Here is an 18,131-nt window from a genome sequence, read left to right as displayed (position 1 = left end):
TTTTTCCTATCAATCAGTTACACCATACGTATCATTACCAATAAAGTTTTACCTAAAAATAGAGGAACACATGAGTAAAGTATTACTATTGAAATCAAGTATTCTGGCTGACTATTCACAAAGCAATAAAATGGCAGATTACTTTATTCAACAATGGCAGGAAAAACACTCAGCAGATACAGTAACTGTACGAGATTTAGTCAAAGAGCCAATTCCAGCGATTGACGGTGAAATTTTAGCAGCTTTTGGTCCAAGTGACACGAAAACAGAACAACAACAAGCACATTTGGACCTGTCAAATACGTTGATTGATGAAATTAAAGCTCACGATGTGATTGTTATTGCAGCCCCAATGTATAACTTTACGATTTCTTCTCATTTAAAACATTACTTCGACTTTATCGCTCGCTCAGGGCACACGTTTAAATATACAGAACAAGGTTCTGTTGGCTTATTAAAAGACAAGCGTGCCTATGTATTAACCAGTCGAGGTGGTATCTATAAAGGCACACCAACAGATACCATGGTGCCTTATTTAACATTATTTTTAGATTTCATTGGCATTACAGACGTTGAGTTCGTTTTTGCTGAAGGAACATCGTTAGGCCAAGAGTCCGTTGAACGAGCACATCAACAAGCACAAAGTCATATAAATACTATTATCGCTTAAGATATAGTCTTTTAAGTCATATATTATTAAAACCCAAAACTACCATTGTTATATTTTGCGCACTTTCTGAGTGCGCTTTTTATTTCTTTTGTAACCATTGGCCATTAATGCCACGCACAAACTCCCCAGGACTTGCCCGTTCTACGAGTTTTTGCCCTGCTATCCTAGCGACCTCATTTGTTTTTAGGTTATTTTTTGCAGCAATTTCGCTGTATCTTTTTTCTCGTTCTTGATTAATTTGTGCCGCTAGTTTAGTAGCCTCCTGATTACTCGTATTAATCGGAGCTAAATAGCCCGACAGCGTTTCCCCCAATAGGCCTGTTTCTTTGGCTTCATCAACCGTAATTGCGATCGCCTGAAAAGCAGTTAATAATGAACATAGTGCTAGTGCCTTGATAATTCGACTCATTTGGGATTTACCTCACCGAACAAATCACTATTTTCTTTCAATAATTCTTCTACTTGCCTATCTGCTTTTATTTGAATTTCATGTTCAATTTTTACATTCATATTAATATTGATGGGCTTATCCGGTGTTGCTACCTCAACTCGCAAGCAAGCTGATAACAACAACGCAATTGATATAGCTGTAGTGAATTTTAATATTTTCACGTTCATTCTTCTGCTCATTATAAATTTTTTTCCAACCACTCTTCTAAAGAGCTACCAAATCGTAAACTGCGCCATAATTGAAAGATATTTTCTTCATGTTGATAATGCAAATGAACTTCACGTTTTTTCTTTTCTTGTGTGTTATACCCTTCAAGGATTGTTGTCATCTTTAACATTCCTAAGTTTGTAACATTAACATCTGTACGGCTGCGTTTTATTTCCAAATATTGTAACCACCCCATTGCGGAACCCGCAGATAAATTATCTTCTCGGATAGAATCAACAAATTGGGTATCTAGTCGTAATGTTAATGGTCCACTATTTTCTAACCATCCATCTTTAACTATCCATTCTGGGTTATTTAAATAAAAAGGTAATTCACCATTAACTTTACCGGATACCGCAAATTGAGACACTTTTAGTATGGTAAATAACTGACTAAGTTCAATCTGCCTTAATTTTATCGTAGCGGCTTGCGTTTGTGGCCAACGCAGTAAATCCATCGATATTTCACCCCCTAATGTTTTAAAGCCGACATTAGTCAGTTTTAATGGTAAATTTTCCGTTGGCGGATAAGAACCCGAGAGATCTGCTTTAATGTCAGTTAATTCGAATAAATTATTGAGCTGCTTAATACGCAATTCAACGGGTGCTTTACCACCCAAAGTCCAAGTACTTTGTTTTAAACGCCACGGTAAAACAAAATCTAACCCTGATAATTCACCATCTTTTAACCAAAGACTAGTATTCTCTACACGCCAGTGTCCTCCTGCAATAAAACCATCTTCCGGCGTTATTGAAAAAGCAGCTTGAGAAAATAGTTTTCCTTGTTTTAATTCAATACCAAGGTCAGCAGGAATTAACGTTTGAAAAGCCGTGACCGACTGTTCAGGCCAACGAGCTTCTCCTCTTAATCTTTCACCGTCCCAGCGCCCAAAGATGACTATTGGCCCTACATCTTTAGTACTTAAGTCACCTTTAAGTTGAAACTCAGCAGGAGATTTTCCATTAAGATCTGCGTTTAATGTGATCCTTGGTAAGTAACTTTCAGTGCCGAATTGCATCCTTTCACTGGTAAGCTGTAATTTTCCATTAAAATTGGCTTTATTCTGAGCTCGTTGCCAAACTAATGGCTTACTTAGTTGTAAACGCGGAGCCCTCATCGATAAGAGCCCGTATTGTATTTGGTCAAAACCTGTATTTAGGCTATTTAATGTGATTAAAGTGTCCTGCCAACTCCCATTGCCCTTAATATCCCAATTAGCTGATAATGAAGGCAAATTGGCATTTCCCCAATAATTCCAAAACCATTTTCCCTTATCTAAGGTAAAGTTATTGGCTTTGCCATCCAAATGAATGTCGAAATCGCCCCAATACTGCTCTTTAACCTTAAGGATAGCTTGTAAACGCCCTGAAATACCATCTTCACTTAACGATGTTCCCGCTAGTGGTAATCTCACTTCATTAAGAACAAGTGTTTCAGAAAGACGACCATAAGCTCTTAATAGTGAACTAGATAAAAACGCAATTTTTGGTGCTGCCAACTGGCCTGAAAGCTTGGCGGGTAAATGAATATCCAGCACCATATCATCATATTTAACTTGGCCATTTAAACTAAAATTAATATTCGTATCGAGTAAGTCTATTTGAGTGGCTGGTAGTGTTAAAACAATATTAGCTTTACCTTTCTTCGCTTGTGTAAGCATATTGACACGCCCTGAGAAAACCATTTCACTTAACGTTTTATCCCAGTTATCGACTTGAAAACTAACACCTCCTTGCAAAGGAATATCAGCTTCTTTCCATTGCCATTTTCCTTGGGATATCTGTATGTTAGATGGTGATAGTGTCCATGGTAGATAAAGTAATTCTTCTTGTGTTTCTGTATCCTTAACCGTTAATGCACCTTGGCCATTCACCCAACCAAATTCAGCCAGTAAAAATTTTTCTGGGTTGATTAACTTAAAGTAGGCATTCAATTCCCCTTTTTCGGGAAATTGATTAGCCATTAATGGCAATTGAACATCACCAAATAACTCTATTGTTTGCTTTTGTTCTGGTAGGTACGTAAAGAAATCTTTAATAACCAATTGATGCTCAGCCGTAATTAAAGATGACAATCTTAAATTATCCCCTCTAAAATCAAACTGTAGAGGATTAACCTGATTTTTACGCAACCAGATACTGCCTTGGTAATCACTCCATGGTTGTATATTGGTATTATTGATAACTAATGAAAAAAAAGGGAGATTATCGATAAGCTCTTCAATGTTAATTGGTTCATTAACTGTTTCATTAGTTGGCTCAAGAGCGCTTAAACATTCAGTTTTTATATCAAGGCCATCCACAATAGCATGCAAGGGAAAGACAGAAAGCCTTGTGCTATTCAATTGAACCAATGTGCAATTGTTTGCTGTTATACTGATACTTGCTATATCCAACTGACCATAACTAATTCTTGGTTCTGAAAATGAAAGTTTAAGTGGCTTAGGAAGATAGTGCGATGCAACAACTGGCATCCAGTGAGATATCGTTATCCATAAGAGTATTAAGAGAGCAGCGATTCCCCCCAAAAAGCAGAGTAATATTCTGAATACTCTTTTTATTAACTGCATTACTGCGTCCCTTATTCGAATTGCTCTATAGCGCACGTGATAAATTTCAGCAAAATTTTCTTATTAAACCTGTTACTAACAAAGATAAACCACATTCAATCGTAAACAGATACCTATTTTCTTAATTTATAGGTGATTTACAAACTTAATTGTCTTATTCTGAGTTTATATTTTGTAGGTACACCTTTTTACCTACTCTTTTCTAATTGGTTCCTAAAAATTGGAGTCTTTGTGATGAAAATTGTTTCTTATAGTACCAAACAGTATGACCGCAAGCACATGGAACAAGTAAATCAAAATTCTGGATTTAATTTTAGTATTGAATATTTTGATTTTCCATTGACGGTTCAGACCGCTAAAAATGCGGTTGGTGCCGATGCCATCTGTATTTTCGTTAACGACGAAGCTAATCGCGCTGTTTTGAAAGAGCTTGCCGCACTAAATATTCGAATTTTAGCTTTACGTTGTGCTGGCTTTAACAACGTTGATTTACAAGCAGCTAAAGAATTAGGTATTCAGGTTGTCCGCGTGCCCGCTTATTCTCCTGAGGCTGTCGCCGAACATGCTGTTGGTATGATGCTATGCCTTAATCGCAGGATCCACCGAGCGTACCAGCGTACTCGAGATGCAAATTTCTCTCTCGAGGGGTTAACAGGCTTTAATATGCATAACCGCACTGCGGGTATTATCGGCACCGGAAAAATTGGTAAAGCAACACTACGTATTTTAAAGGGATTCGGAATGCGTTTACTCGCACATGACCCCTACCCGAACCAAGCTGTTTTAGATTTGGGCGCTGAATATGTTGACTTAGATACTTTATATGAACAATCAGATATTATTTCTCTTCATTGTCCATTAACACCAGAAAATCATCACTTACTCGATGAAAATGCCTTCAAGAAAATGAAAAATGGAGTCATGATCATCAATACAAGCCGAGGTGCATTAGTCGATTCTGTTGCGGCAATAAATGCACTAAAATCGCAGAAAATTGGCGCTTTAGGTATGGATGTATATGAAAATGAGCGAGATTTATTTTTCGAAGATAAGTCTAATGATGTCATACAAGATGATGTTTTTCGTCGACTTTCCTCTTGCCACAACGTATTGTTTACAGGGCATCAAGCGTTTTTAACGGAGGAAGCATTAACAAGCATCAGTCAAACTACGCTTAATAATATCCGTCAAATAAGTCGTGGGGAAATTTGCCCTAATATTGTTAACGCATAGTTGGGTCTGGAACCATGAAACGCCTAATTCCACTTACAATTTTGGGTTTATTGCTAGCAGCTTGCCAAACTCATCAAGTCAATGCGCGAAATGATGACCAAGCACTTGAAAATAAATTAATGCATCATCGTTTTATTCTCACTGAAGTGAATGGTAAGGCCATTAACAGTAAGCAAACAACTCCTTCCCTTTCTTTTGGCGAGAAAATGTTTGTTTCTGCATCAATGTGTAATGATTTTAACGGGTTTGGCGATATCAAAAACGCAAAAATTACTGTAAAAAACTTAACTAGAACGGAACTCGAATGTGTTGATGAAGATTTATCTAAATGGGATTCAATGATAAACCGAGTACTGTCTGATGGCGCTGTTATTTCTTTAAAAAACAATCAGCTAGTATTAATTCAGGGCCATTACAAATTAGTTTATACACTACGTGACTACGTCCATTAATGGATTATCCTGCACAACCGGCCTCTTTTAGAGGCGGTTGGCGTTTAACAAAATTCACTGAACTTACAGCCAAATAGGTTATTTTGCTTTATCAAATAACAAGTTAACATTCGAGTATTTTGCAATTCGCTCCATATAATTTCGAATGTTTGTGCTAAATGATAAGTGCTCGACAATACTCAAACTGCGTAAGATTGGAAAAATAATAAAATCATTAATATCAATATCTTCACTCCGTGTTTCTAACCACGCATCTAATAAAGATAATTGCGGTTCTAATTCAACTAGCAACGTATGTGTTTCTTTTTTAAGCTCATTTAAGTCGCCGTAAGATTTTGATGTTCTGTTTATATATGCTGCTCTAGCTTCCGTTGTACTGATTTCGGGGAAATCCGTTTGAGTAAAGCGTGGAGTTACAAGCTTATATACCACAGCAGAAACCGTTTTAGACCAAGTCTCTATTTCAGGAGTAATACTCCCTCCTGCATATTTAGGTTCATTAATACTATCAACATAATGAACAATATCTAAACTTTCAGGTAAATAACTCCCATCATCTTTTTGTAGAATAGGTAACATTTTTCGACCAATCATTTTTGTCGGTGTATCTATGTCATCATCGAATAAAACGATTTGCTCTACTGCTAACTTTTTTAAACCAAAAATCATTCTTGCTCTGACACAAAACGGACAGTGGTCATAAATATATAATTTCATTGTTAACCTCACTAATTTGGTAATAAAAGTTACAATAGGTTTTATACAGTATACTTGAGTGGTTACATTTATGTCTTATCACGCTTGTAAGATTTTATTTAGCGCAAGGAAAAATAAATGTAATAGAGCGCACAAAATCCCAATAATTAAATATAGATCATGGGAAAATATGTTTAATAATGGCTAAACTTGAGAAAAATATGCAGCTAAATTCTATCGCAATTATCCTTTTTGATAATTTTGAAACCCTTGATGTTATGGGACCTGTTGAAGTATTTGGCCGTTTAGAACATTGCCAAATTGAATTTATCTCACCTTCAGGGAAACCTATGACCAGCTCTCAAGGAGTTACAGTCAATACACGCCCTATACTTACCCCATGTTATCAATATATTTTAATACCTGGAGGACAAGGTACTCGCTCATTATCGCAGAATGATGATTATATTCAGTGGCTGAAAAAACAGGTTGAGTATGCGGAAACTGTCATTTCAGTTTGTACTGGTTCCGCACTTCTTGCTCAAACATCCCTTTTAAACGGCTTTAAGGCTACAACAAATAAGCTCGCTTATCAGTGGGTAACTTCACTCAATGACCAGGTATTATGGCAATCTAAAGCAAGATGGGTTCATGATAATAAGTTTTATACCTCATCTGGTATTAGTGCAGGTATTGATATGTCATTACAGATTATCTGCGATTTTTATAACCGAGACATTGCAAATAATATTGCTCTTAAAATGGAGTATATATGGAATAAAGATGCTAATCATGACCCTTTTTCAAAAGTAATCATTTAAGATGTTTATGGTTTTATTTAAATCAACTTATTTGATAGTTAATAAATATTATTGATTTATTTATTAGTCATCTTTAATTATTCAAATAATAACCCTACCAACCTATAAAAAAACAAAAAATTAACATTTACTCTTATAACTTAACTTTACATCCTCAATCTTACACATCCCAAAAAGAAAGCAACCAATTGAAAACAAAGGAAATAATCATTTTTTTATAGCAATTAAATTTTAAGTATCAATTTGAATTTGTTAATATTAATTCTTATTTTAACAATCTTAGTTTGATGAATTCTGCATTCGCTATTTTTACTTATTTTCGTTATAATCCCTTACTATAAATGATGTTATTGTTTATTAATGTTTAAAGCTCTAAATCGCGATTTTCATCATATTTATGTTCATTAAATCTTTTAAAATACTTTAGTTTTTAATATACTATCAAATGTAATTTTAATTAAGTGCATTAAATAATAACCCTTCATATAAATTGAGGATGTCATATGGACATTCATACTATAATAGGCATTAAAATAAAAAACCGGAGAAAAGAACTCGGTCTATCTGGAGCTAATTTAGCTGATAAATTAAATTTAAGTCAACAGCAAATCTCACGTTATGAGAATGGAATTAATAAAATACCTATCAATCATTTAGTTGATATCGCTGAAGCGCTAAATTGCCCCATTGAATGGTTTTTCCAAGGTTATACGAGTGGATTAAAAAATGAAAAAAATGATGAATCCGAACATATCAATAAAGAACGACAGTATGTTGCTGAAAGTATAATTGTTGATTTGAAATAAGTCTTCTATAATAACTACGAATTATCATTTTGAATATAAAATAAAGGCTGACTCTAAATATAAAGTCAGCCTTTATTATTAAATAAAATACTTTTAATAATTAATCATATGTAATATCAAAACGCATTTGAGCATAAACTTCACCGGGTGAAGTTCTATCTTCATATTGAAAATAACGAGCGATAAGTTCTATATCGATATCTTTTGTATCATTATTATTTAATGATGCTACACGATATGGGCGGCCAAAATTGATTGGGCTTTTATCTTTTCGTTCTATAACTTGAACACCAATTCCTTTTGCTGGGCTATAGGTACTTTGGTTTGCTAAAACACCATTTACTTGAGTTCCTGTCGCTTTTATCCCGTTAAAAGTAACATCAATATTAGTCTTACCTGTAAAACTAGTACCGCCACTACATTTCAATTTTATGGTAAAATCTTTTTCACCAGCAGGCTGGTCTCTCGCTGTTAATTGAACTCGTTTTATAGGGTCTAACATTACATTTTGATTTTCACCACTTGTCACTTGGCAGGATGGCGAAACGATAGTAATAGCATTTGCATCCAAATAACTTACCAGATATGGATTATTATTAGGCTTATATCCATAAGTTGTATAAATTCCGCTTGCCAATGTTCCTGTTCCAGTATATTTGGCTGTCTTGATCAAGCTTAATGTGAAAACGGAATCATTTAATGTAACTCTCGTATCATAATTCCCTACATTTAAAGGAAAAGTGCTTGGGTAAGTCATTGAGTATTGACGACCCGATGAACGGTGGAATTTTAAACCAATACCTTCAACATTCGTTTGGTAAATTTTCCCACCAATATCGCGTAAATCAGGCATGACCACTTCAGCCTCAATATTCACCTTTCCACGACACCAGAGGTAGGTTTGGTTGGTATTCATTGAATAATCTTGTGTTTTAATTACACTACCAACCGGAAGGTTAGGATCTACAACAATTTTTCCAAGTCTCATATCTACTCTATATGCCGGCTGACTTGTTCTTTCGCAACTATTCATATAGATGTATCCAGGGCGTCCATTATTTGCAGAAACTCCATTTGCGGTAAATAGTAACCCTACCCCAATATACCAAACCCATTGATTTTTTATTGACATAGAACTTCCTTGCTATTTCCTGCAGCTAATGAGAATGTACATTGACCTTTATCCCACGTAATAATGGCATCAGTTGTAATTTCACTGCTAATGAACACCATACCACCTTGCCCAACAATACCGATTGCCTCACCTTTTTGATCTGTCACATTAGCGCCAAATGGTAGTGGTTTGTTATTAGATCTTTTAACGCTATAAACCACATTTTTTTCAATCTTAGTACCAAATTTAACCTTAACGACACTACCTTCATAAGGAACTATCTGTGATGACATATTTTCAAAAATAATATCTTCAGAACTGCCTTTCGGGTCAATTTCGATTTTATTAGTGCGATAAGCTCTTACATAAGGCGCAATAGCATAACCATGACTATCAATTGTCGTCCCCATCGCCCCTACCACTGATGCACCTTCTGCGTCTTTCGCCTCAATCAATGCAATTGTGGTTGCATTATTCGGCGTTAGCGTTATTCCACCGGAGTGCAAAACTAATGACCCATTTGCGCCTATACCATATTGACGATAACCTTCACCTTGGCTGTAATTCGCATTTGTATTGGCCGACGATGTACGGTAGCTAGTATTAAGACCGATATTTTTCGCACCACCATTTGCAACTGAGGTATTGATTCCGTATGTCCAATTATTATCACGGTCAAACGTACCGCTGGTACCTATTTGGCTACTTCCGAACTTTTCATTATTAAATGTAGTATTAGACGTTAAAGTAGACACCTGATTCTCTCCCCAATAAAGAGGAATGCTCAAGTTCACACCGATCCTGTCATCTTTTTTATCATGACTATTTTGTGTATACACCCTCATAAATGACAAACCATATGAAAGGCGATTGATGCTATTGTTGTAACTTAGTTGATATTGTTTTTCTGTTCCTGACTTATCCCAATAACTTGAAATACGCCCCATGAAATAAATTCCACCGTAACCTTCAGGTAAATTTTGGTTAATAGTGTAACTGAAACCATTTTTTTCACGCCCTAATGTATCGACAACGCCACGTTTATCGTTATCAATAGCATAAAGTGCATTATTAATATTGTAATAATCTTTCGTTGAATATCGATATGCTGCTAACACAAGATTTGTGTCTGTTTCAGTGAATAACTTATTAAATGTAAAACGATAACTTTGCCCATAATCTGTACGGTGATTAAATACAATGCGAGATTGTGTTACATCAATTGCAACCGCACCAATCCCAGTATTAATACCACTTCCTAACAAATAAGCTTGGTAATCATCAAAAGCAGTGACCCCACCATAAAGGGTAAATGTATTATTAATCCCATGCTGAAGAGTCGCTTGCACAACAAAAGGACGATTTCTTAAATTTTCAGAATCAGATTTACCGCCCGCTATTTGGTAACGCGTGAACCCTGGACGTAATAATTGTGCTAACGAAGAATATGGCACACTAAAATTAGTCTCGCTACCATCAGCCTCTTTTACTGTAACATTCAAATCATTACCATAACCCGATGGGTAAACATCATTTAAACTAAATGGCCCAGGAGACACGGTTGTTTGGTAAATAATATTGCCATTTTGCCGAATCGTCACTAAGGCATTACTTTGAGCGATCCCTCGAATTTCAGGGGCATAAGTTGTCATTCCATCTGGATACATATTGTCATCCGTTGTTAGCTTAGCCCCTCTTAAGCCAATACTATCGAATAAATTACCATCCGTATAAAACTGCCCAATAGTCGCTTTTGATTTTAGTGCGGCAATAGGCCTTTGCAGATAAGTTTGATTGCTATTCCATTCAGAACCTGTAGAACGCTGCCAACCCAAATTTCCTATATGTTTCAATAGCCAACCATCATAACTCAAGCCAGCATTAACGCCTAAATAGGCGCTAGAGCTATTTGAACCTTGGTTTCCACTAATATGGCTATCATAGTAATTAGCCATATAACCAATATTTAATGCAGGAATTCCTGTTTCCCAAAATTGCGAAGAAACATAACCCCGAGAAATTTTTTGTTCGTAAATTTGCGGTACAGAAATATCTAAACGTAGTGTCGACGTATGAAATATATCTTTAACTTCTTTGTCGCTGTTCCACTCATTCAACGGCAGACAAGTAGCACTGTTTTTATCAATTGATGGATTAAATTTTTCAGTATCAATACCTAAGTTTGAAAGTAACTCAGGGGTATAACAAACCCCTAATTGTTTATTTTTTTGTTCTTCAAAATTAAGTTCGTAACGCCCTTTCCAATCATTATTCGTATATACATCAACTGAATACTTTCCTGGACTAATCCCTGTCGCATTAAAACGGTCTAAATCAACGTTGTCTTTACTTCCCATAATAAAGCCACTATTGAATTCATAGGTTTCTTCTTCAGCTGAGGCATGGAATACGGGAACAATCCATGACGTAATAAAGCAGACTACAGAGAGTGTATTGCTATATTTATTGTTTAACTCTCGCTGTTTCATTATATATTCCTATTTTACAGTTAGAGTCACCGCAACATCTGAACCATAGTCATTAATATTGTTAACAACAACCTTACTGCCAGACTTAATTGCCTGCTTTAATTCAACTAATGTTTGATTTTTGGGTTCTATCAAAACAGTTTTATCTGTGAGACCAACCTTTCCATCGATGGATATTTTTGTGACCGTAATATAAAAAGGTGTTGGATTTTCAATAGCAATATTCTTACCATTTGTTTTGATAACTAACTGTTCAGGTGCTAATTCTCGGCTACCTAGCCCAACAGGTCGGTAAAAGAATTTAAAACGAGAACGAATTGCTAGCTGTAAAACATTCTGCATTTCCCCATCTTTACCTTTTACAGTAGGCGGAATATCTAGAATATTAAGCCACCATAAACTTTCCCTATCTTGAGGAATTTGCCCTTTATCCATTAACTTTATGCGTAAATTTTGACCACCTTTTGCTTCTACTCGAGAAACAGGAGGAGTAATTTGAAATGGGGTTTTTATCGTATCAGGTGTTTCTGATGCATTACCTGTATCAAGCCAAGCTTGAGCAACCGCTGGACGTTCTGCTGTATTTGAAAGTTGTACGGTGATCTCTTTCTCATCTCCAGGGTAAATAAATCTCGTACCATTAACAATTATATTGTTAGCAAACGAATTAATACTGAAGATAAAGCAACATGCTAATACGATAGCTTTCATTTAAACCTCAAAACATAAAAGCGGCAGTGTTCTACCGCTTATTGCAATAATATCCATTAGTGTTTTACTGCAACGTCTAATAACACTAATTTAAAACAACCAACCTATTCTTATTGATAAGTGATTTCGTAAGTTGCGTAGCTTTTAACTTCACCTGCAGTAACTTCTGTTGGTTTATCGGTGATATAACCTACGTAATATTGGAAACGTGAACCTTGGTCAATTTGAGTAATAAGCTCGGATGGCTGTTGTTTGTCGCCGCCTGGTACGATGAATTTTTTAGCGTCATCAGCCGATAAAACAAATTGGATATTCTTCGCACCAGTAGAATCGGTATTCGCTAAATAGCCTAATTTTTCGCTACCACTTAATAAGTTACCACCAGTCCACACCACACCGATCGTTTTAGCATTGCCGCCAACTGATGTTGCAGAACAGTTAGTCACATCAATTGCAAATGTTTTTGGTTTTAATAATGTACCTTTACCACCTGCTTGAACTTCTTCTAATGAAATTGGTGCTAAGTATACGCTTGCATCGCTACCTTGACCGTCAACAGAAACAGTACAAGAAACATCAGTTACTTTACCGTTAAAGTTAACTTGGCCACCGCCAACTTTATTTGCTGCGTTAGCTGTTGATAAGCCGATGATTGCTGTAGCAACAGCGGTCAGTAGTACTTTCTTCATTTTCATTTCCTAATATGAGATTTTATTCTTACATTTAAAGAACTTATTAAGCTTTTATTTAATTAATTGGTAAATAAAGAAAAATAAAAACTCCACCGCATATTGAATACAGTTAGTCATTTATGTTTCATTTTTAAACCATTTTTACTAATGCAAGTAAATATCTTTCTTAATTAGTCCTATTTAGAATTTATAATCATATGCACGATATGATTTCGAAGAGAGGATACATAATAACTTAAATTTAATTAAATCGTTTTTTCCATCACTTATTAATTTTTTGATAGTCCCAGGCTATTAAAAATGATCTATTGATTGAGTTTTTTAATGCATTGATTCCACTAATTTACTCGCACAAAGCTTAATATTTGGACTTTAATATCGCTTTGTTTTAAATTTTATTTTTTTAAATCAACTAAACTAAAAAATAAAGATTATTAGAAACAAAGAAAATCGTTACATTCAGATTGAATATATATTTTAATTCACATTTTGATACTTTTTGTCGCAAAATATCCACAGCATCAATCTAATAATGAATATCAATTAAAGACTAAAACATTAATTTAATTAATATTTATTTATCTATGAAGATATGTAACACCTGACAATTACAAATATTAAATTTCGAATTATTATGCTTGAATGCCAAATTAACACACCATGGGTGTATAAGCGCTCTTTTATATTAACAGTCTGCTTTGGTCATTATTAAAATTTAAAAATGTGATTTTTAGCGAGGTAAATGTCGATTTTAATCAAAATTAAAAAATAAATGGAATGTGGGAAATAAAAGCGATAGAAGAAATAGCGATAAAATCGCAATATAATCCTTTATTCATTCAACTTGATATTGTAGTAAAAACCAAAATACCAAATTATTTAGCCGAGCCTATGTTAAAAAAAATTATCATTATTTTTGATATAGGATAAGAAAACACGATTAACTGTACAAACTATAAACTGTGTTATGTCAATTTTCTTGTTTTATAACTTCATGAAAATAATGAGGTTTTCTTAAAACGAACACCCTACAGAAATGTGATCTACACATCAATTTTTGAAATTAAGAATATTCCTAAATCACTCATTACGTGTGTTAAAGTGTGATCAAATCCAAAAAGTCATCGCTAAAAGATGCTGTTTTGCTCTATTACTTATCCACTGGCAGACAGTTTAACGTCTTTTTGGTAAATCAATCGCCCTAATAAGACTAATTTATTTAGCAATTACATAACATAAGGTAGCTGTTTCTATTTTAGTACAACAATTTACCGATTATGAGACATTAATGGATAAAAATATTTTATATCAATAATTTGCCATAAACAGATGAGGTCATCCTTACTAAATCTATATGAAGCCATCAAAATATTGCAACTACCCTTATGATGAGCCTAATAAGTATTAGTCCTGTGTATTACCATTGCTATCTAGTTGATCGAATGACAAAAATACGCATACCGCCTGTAGCAATATCGGCTAATTTGAAGAAATAATTAACACAAAATAGAAATATTATTGGATTGGAACTGTTAGATTGGAACTACAGCAAAATCTTAAATAAGTTTTCGCTGTAGTAGTTGATTAATGTTTGTTCTGGCGGTATAGAGCCCACTCTTCTACTTTATCACCTGAAGGTAAGATACAGTATCCGACTTGCCCTTTCTCTGTTATCTTAATTTCTAATTTCCCCCCAATTTGTTCACAATACACAGAAGCAGGATTGGCCATGCCTACCGCTTTTGACTCAATTGCGGTTGTATTGGAAACACATCCGGAAATAGTAGCTAAACTCACTAACATAAGTATTTTCTTCATAAGAAATATTCTTTAGTTAATTTGGAACATTCATTTATTATTATGGAATGAGATGAATATAATCTGATTTTATTAAAAAATAAAACTCATTTTACTTACGCCTCTTGTTGTCGAAAAGAACAATCAAAATACCAAAAAATGCAATTAGCAAACTGCCAATAATATAATTCTGCCTATCAAATGCTAGCCCTGAATCCTTCACACTCTCCCCATAAACGATAGGAATACTTACATCCATATTGTAAGAAATAATCGCGGTAATGAGACCTATAATTGTGAGTACCACACCAAATGTTTTCATTTCCATCCCCCATGTTACTCTTGAAAAAATAGATTAGCTAAGTATCTTGATAAAAGCAAAATGGGAGGTCACAAATCACAATTTTCCTCAAATAAAAATATGATAGTTTTAAGCTATAGCACATAAATATTGTGAGTGGTCGGTTTTAAAGATGGATTTTCATGCAGTTAGAATTTTGAGTCTGATAAAACTAATAACTAGAAGGTAATATTGAATATTCATTGAAAATTTCTATGATTAATAGAATTAAAAATCACACCTTGTTGTGATGTGATTATTCTTTACTTTCATTTAACCCACTATAATGCACCAATTAAAATGAATAAATTATCATCGATGCAGCTTGGCTAAACTTTCCAAAAAAAGAAATTATTGCTGGTAAAATAGCAATATTTAGAATGGCAAGTAAGCCTACAGTTGGCAACGATATTTCCATAATAATTTACTGTACCATAGAGGGATACTACTACCCTCTACCCTTCGGCCTATTCATAATGTGTTCTTCCCAATCCACCACATCAATTTCTCTGACCGCGATATGGCGAATGGACACACCTTCATTATGCATTGCCGCTTTAGAACCGGTTTTTAATGGGTGCCAGGCCGGGAGTGACTTTCCTTCTAATAACAAGCGGTAAGCGCAAGTACCTGGCAACCATTCAAATGTTTCTAAGTTATAGCGATTAAGTTTTATGCAATCCGCTTCATAACTGAAGCGGTCTTCGTAATGCTTACACTGGCAAGTTTTTAGATTTAGCTGATTGCAAGCGACATTAGTAAAATAGATTTCATCTGTATCCTCATCCATTAATTTGTGCAAGCAGCATTGCCCGCAACCATCACAGAGAGATTCCCATTCTTCATCCGTCATTTCATCTAACGTTTTAACTTGCCAGAACTGCGACATAATACTTATTAATCCTATACTTAAATAACCCGTGTAGTCAGCGAGTGATCATTAATTGATAATTTCAGCATATCACCAGAAACTAATGGGCCAACACCTTCAGGTGTTCCCGTTAAGATGACGTCCCCTGCACGTAATGTGAAAAAGCGGGACATATAGCTAATCAGAGGTAAAATCGGTGTGATCATATCACGCGTCGAGCCCTCTTGGCGAACCTCACCATTAATTTCCAGAGAAAGCTGAACATTTTGTAAGTCATTCGGGCTACTAACAGGAATAAAACCAGAAATTGGACAAGAGCCATCAAATGATTTGCTTTTTTCCCATGGCTGGCCTGCTTTTTTAAATTTAGCTTGCAAATCACGTAAGGTTAAATCTAATGCAACTGCATAACCGGCGATAGAACGCGATACACGATCTTCATCTGCATTTTTTAATGGCATACCAATTAAAATTGCCATCTCAATTTCATGATGAACAGCGCCAAAATCTTTTGGAATAACAATGGATTGAGTAATATCACACAAGGCAGTCTCTGGTTTTATAAAAATAACAGGTTCTTCCGGTGTAGCAGAGCCCATCTCTTTTATATGCTTTGCATAATTACTACCAACACAAACAACTTTATTTGCAGGGAAATCCAGTAACGCACCTTGCCAGTCACGATGTTGATACATAATAGTACTCCTATTATCGTTATTGTATTTTATTAGCGATGCCATCTGCCATCATGCATACACTCAATGCAAAATAATACGAGCGGTTCCAATGCATTATGGTTCGAAAATTTTCGGTCACTAAAAATGCCCTGCCTTCAGGGTCATCTGGAATAACCACCCACGTTTTTACGCCTGAAGGTAACTGAGCAAATGCAGGTAATGTAACGCCCAATTCTTGCCATTCACTAACAGTTTTCCCTTGTTCCGCTTTTACGCCTTCCAACGTTTTATTAAAATCTACAGGTAAGTTAACTTGGTAACCCCATGGTAATTTAGCTTGCCAACCTTCTGTTGATAAATAATTAGCGATGGATGCAAAAACATCCGATTTATTATTCCAAATATCCATTTTGCCATCACCATCACCATCTGCTGCATAAGACAAATAAGAGGTTGGCATAAATTGACTCTGGCCCATGGCACCAGCCCATGAACCTTTGAGCTGTTGATCTTCTGGGATATAACCTTTATCCATTATCTCAAGCGCGGCTAAAAGTTGTTTGCTAAAAAGCGCTTCTCTTCGTCCTTCAAAAGATAATGTCGCAAGTGCCGAGATAACATCCTCTTTACCCTGTGAGCGCCCAAAACCGCTTTCTAATCCCCATAATGAAACAATAAACTGAGGTGGAACGCCATATTTATCACTGATAGCATCTAGAGTGGATCTATTTTCTAAATATTTGTCATAGCCTGCATTGATGCGCGATTGTGGTAATACGTTTTTTAAATAGCTTGCTAACGTCACCGTCGCCCTTTTCTCTGGTTGGCCTTTATCTGCTTTCACTACACGCTCAATAAAATGGATATTAGCAAAAGCACGTTCAATGGTTGCAGGCTTAATTCCCTGTTCAATAGCATGTTCTTTCAGTAATTCCACATAAGCCGGAAATTGTGATGGTTCACGTTGTTCAATAGGAAATGCTTGATCTAAAGCAACGACTTCTTGGGCTATCGCCGCATTTTGTTCTGCTGTAATCGGTTGAGTAACAATTGATTCGTTATGTGTTGCAGAGCAACTTGTTAAAAACAAACCAGCGACTAATGTATATAATAACGTTGGTTTCATTTGTCTCCTCCAGACTGTCATTGCTTTTCAGGATTTTCTTAATTTGCTCTAGTTATTCAGTTCTTTGTGTTCTGAAAGCAAATTTTCCACCGGAGGTGGGAATTGTAAATAATAACCAACTTCTAAGAGGTCAGATTTAACCTTTGCCAAGTCAGCATTGGCAAGCTTTTCACGCTTATCTAATGAGATAAGCATAGCAAACTGAGGTGTGCCAAATTGGGCTAATAATTCATCAGGAACACGTGAAAAATCATCTTTCTTCTCAATATAAAGATAAGTTTGGTCACGTTTAGGGCTTCTATAAATTGCACAAATCATTATATTTAACTCTTTTTCTTAGTTCATTAGCTTGCTTGAAGTATATAGTAACTATAACATGCTATTGTTTTACAGAATATCTTCACCCGAG

General features: G+C 35.3%; 19 protein-coding genes. 5 read left to right on the top strand and 14 right to left on the bottom strand.

All coding sequences use genetic code 11. The features are described from left to right. Window positions 1–70 precede the first annotated feature (70 nt). Entirely contained in the window at window positions 71–670 is a 600-nt protein-coding gene (locus PSF09_RS06710) for an FMN-dependent NADH-azoreductase (RefSeq protein WP_210838508.1), read from the top strand. 79 nt (window positions 671–749) lie between these two features. Here the strand turns inward: PSF09_RS06710 and PSF09_RS06705 are convergent, their stop codons facing one another. From PSF09_RS06705 to PSF09_RS06695, 3 genes are read right to left on the bottom strand one after another with little or no spacing between them, the layout of a single operon-like run. Next, window positions 750–1,079, bottom strand: a complete 330-nt coding sequence (locus tag PSF09_RS06705; RefSeq protein ID WP_210838510.1) for a YdbL family protein — start codon at window positions 1,077–1,079, stop codon at window positions 750–752. Then, window positions 1,076–1,288, bottom strand: a complete 213-nt coding sequence (locus tag PSF09_RS06700) for a YnbE family lipoprotein (RefSeq protein WP_102140371.1) — start codon at window positions 1,286–1,288, stop codon at window positions 1,076–1,078. Before PSF09_RS06700 ends, PSF09_RS06705 begins: the two co-directional genes overlap by 4 nt. An 11-nt stretch (window positions 1,289–1,299) precedes the next feature. Beyond that, window positions 1,300–3,897: a YdbH family protein gene (locus tag PSF09_RS06695; protein ID WP_272683651.1), complete on the bottom strand. Its 2,598-nt coding sequence runs from the start codon at window positions 3,895–3,897 to the stop codon at window positions 1,300–1,302. A gap of 234 nt (window positions 3,898–4,131) precedes the next feature. On the opposite strand from PSF09_RS06695, the gene PSF09_RS06690 reads away from it, so the two are divergent. Both PSF09_RS06690 and PSF09_RS06685 read left to right on the top strand, forming a co-directional pair. Then, on the top strand, window positions 4,132–5,130 hold the full coding sequence (locus PSF09_RS06690) for a 2-hydroxyacid dehydrogenase (RefSeq protein WP_272683650.1): 999 nt from the start codon (window positions 4,132–4,134) through the stop codon (window positions 5,128–5,130). A 14-nt stretch (window positions 5,131–5,144) separates the two neighbouring features. Continuing rightward, window positions 5,145–5,582, top strand: a complete 438-nt coding sequence (locus PSF09_RS06685; RefSeq protein ID WP_210838512.1) for an META domain-containing protein — start codon at window positions 5,145–5,147, stop codon at window positions 5,580–5,582. A gap of 78 nt (window positions 5,583–5,660) precedes the next feature. Here PSF09_RS06685 and grxB read toward each other — a convergent pair whose 3' ends face one another. Further along, a complete protein-coding gene (gene grxB / locus PSF09_RS06680) occupies window positions 5,661–6,299 on the bottom strand; it encodes a glutaredoxin 2 (protein WP_272664950.1) in 639 nt (212 codons plus the stop codon). A gap of 179 nt (window positions 6,300–6,478) precedes the next feature. Here grxB and PSF09_RS06675 point away from each other — a divergent pair, with 179 nt between their 5' ends. Both PSF09_RS06675 and PSF09_RS06670 read left to right on the top strand, forming a co-directional pair. Then, window positions 6,479–7,099 carry a DJ-1/PfpI family protein gene (locus PSF09_RS06675; RefSeq protein ID WP_210840522.1) on the top strand — a complete coding sequence of 207 codons (621 nt, stop codon included), beginning with the start codon at window positions 6,479–6,481 and terminating at the stop codon, window positions 7,097–7,099. Between the two features lie 503 nt (window positions 7,100–7,602). After that, window positions 7,603–7,905 (top strand): helix-turn-helix domain-containing protein, encoded by a 303-nt coding sequence (locus PSF09_RS06670; protein WP_272664951.1) that lies wholly within the window; start codon window positions 7,603–7,605, stop codon window positions 7,903–7,905. Window positions 7,906–8,005: 100 nt separating this feature from the next. Here PSF09_RS06670 and PSF09_RS06665 read toward each other — a convergent pair whose 3' ends face one another. The 10 genes from PSF09_RS06665 to PSF09_RS06620 form a co-directional block, all read right to left on the bottom strand. Continuing rightward, window positions 8,006–9,037, bottom strand: a complete 1,032-nt coding sequence (locus PSF09_RS06665; protein ID WP_272664952.1) for a fimbrial protein — start codon at window positions 9,035–9,037, stop codon at window positions 8,006–8,008. Continuing rightward, window positions 9,028–11,508 (bottom strand): fimbria/pilus outer membrane usher protein, encoded by a 2,481-nt coding sequence (locus PSF09_RS06660; RefSeq protein WP_272664954.1) that lies wholly within the window; start codon window positions 11,506–11,508, stop codon window positions 9,028–9,030. Before PSF09_RS06660 ends, PSF09_RS06665 begins: the two co-directional genes overlap by 10 nt. Before the next feature lie 9 nt (window positions 11,509–11,517). Then, a complete protein-coding gene (locus PSF09_RS06655) occupies window positions 11,518–12,219 on the bottom strand; it encodes a fimbrial biogenesis chaperone (protein ID WP_272664955.1) in 702 nt (233 codons plus the stop codon). A gap of 110 nt (window positions 12,220–12,329) precedes the next feature. Next, window positions 12,330–12,908: a fimbrial protein gene (locus PSF09_RS06650; RefSeq protein WP_210840339.1), complete on the bottom strand. Its 579-nt coding sequence runs from the start codon at window positions 12,906–12,908 to the stop codon at window positions 12,330–12,332. Between the two features lie 1,587 nt (window positions 12,909–14,495). Continuing rightward, window positions 14,496–14,729 (bottom strand): putative hemolysin, encoded by a 234-nt coding sequence (locus tag PSF09_RS06645; protein WP_272664956.1) that lies wholly within the window; start codon window positions 14,727–14,729, stop codon window positions 14,496–14,498. Window positions 14,730–14,820: 91 nt separating this feature from the next. Beyond that, window positions 14,821–15,030, bottom strand: a complete 210-nt coding sequence (locus PSF09_RS06640) for a hypothetical protein (RefSeq protein ID WP_004910742.1) — start codon at window positions 15,028–15,030, stop codon at window positions 14,821–14,823. Between the two features lie 466 nt (window positions 15,031–15,496). Then, a complete protein-coding gene (locus PSF09_RS06635) occupies window positions 15,497–15,937 on the bottom strand; it encodes a YcgN family cysteine cluster protein (RefSeq protein ID WP_210839203.1) in 441 nt (146 codons plus the stop codon). A gap of 20 nt (window positions 15,938–15,957) precedes the next feature. After that, on the bottom strand, window positions 15,958–16,614 hold the full coding sequence (locus PSF09_RS06630; RefSeq protein ID WP_272679718.1) for a fumarylacetoacetate hydrolase family protein: 657 nt from the start codon (window positions 16,612–16,614) through the stop codon (window positions 15,958–15,960). 19 nt (window positions 16,615–16,633) lie between these two features. After that, window positions 16,634–17,722 (bottom strand): lytic murein transglycosylase, encoded by a 1,089-nt coding sequence (locus PSF09_RS06625; protein ID WP_272683649.1) that lies wholly within the window; start codon window positions 17,720–17,722, stop codon window positions 16,634–16,636. A 48-nt stretch (window positions 17,723–17,770) separates the two neighbouring features. After that, a complete protein-coding gene (locus tag PSF09_RS06620; RefSeq protein WP_210839207.1) occupies window positions 17,771–18,040 on the bottom strand; it encodes a YcgL domain-containing protein in 270 nt (89 codons plus the stop codon). Between the last annotated feature and the right edge of the window lie 91 nt (window positions 18,041–18,131).

Source organism: Providencia sp. PROV141, from assembly GCF_028481645.1.
GTDB lineage: Bacteria > Pseudomonadota > Gammaproteobacteria > Enterobacterales > Enterobacteriaceae > Providencia > Providencia rettgeri.
This window is presented reverse-complemented; position numbering and strand designations above follow the sequence as displayed.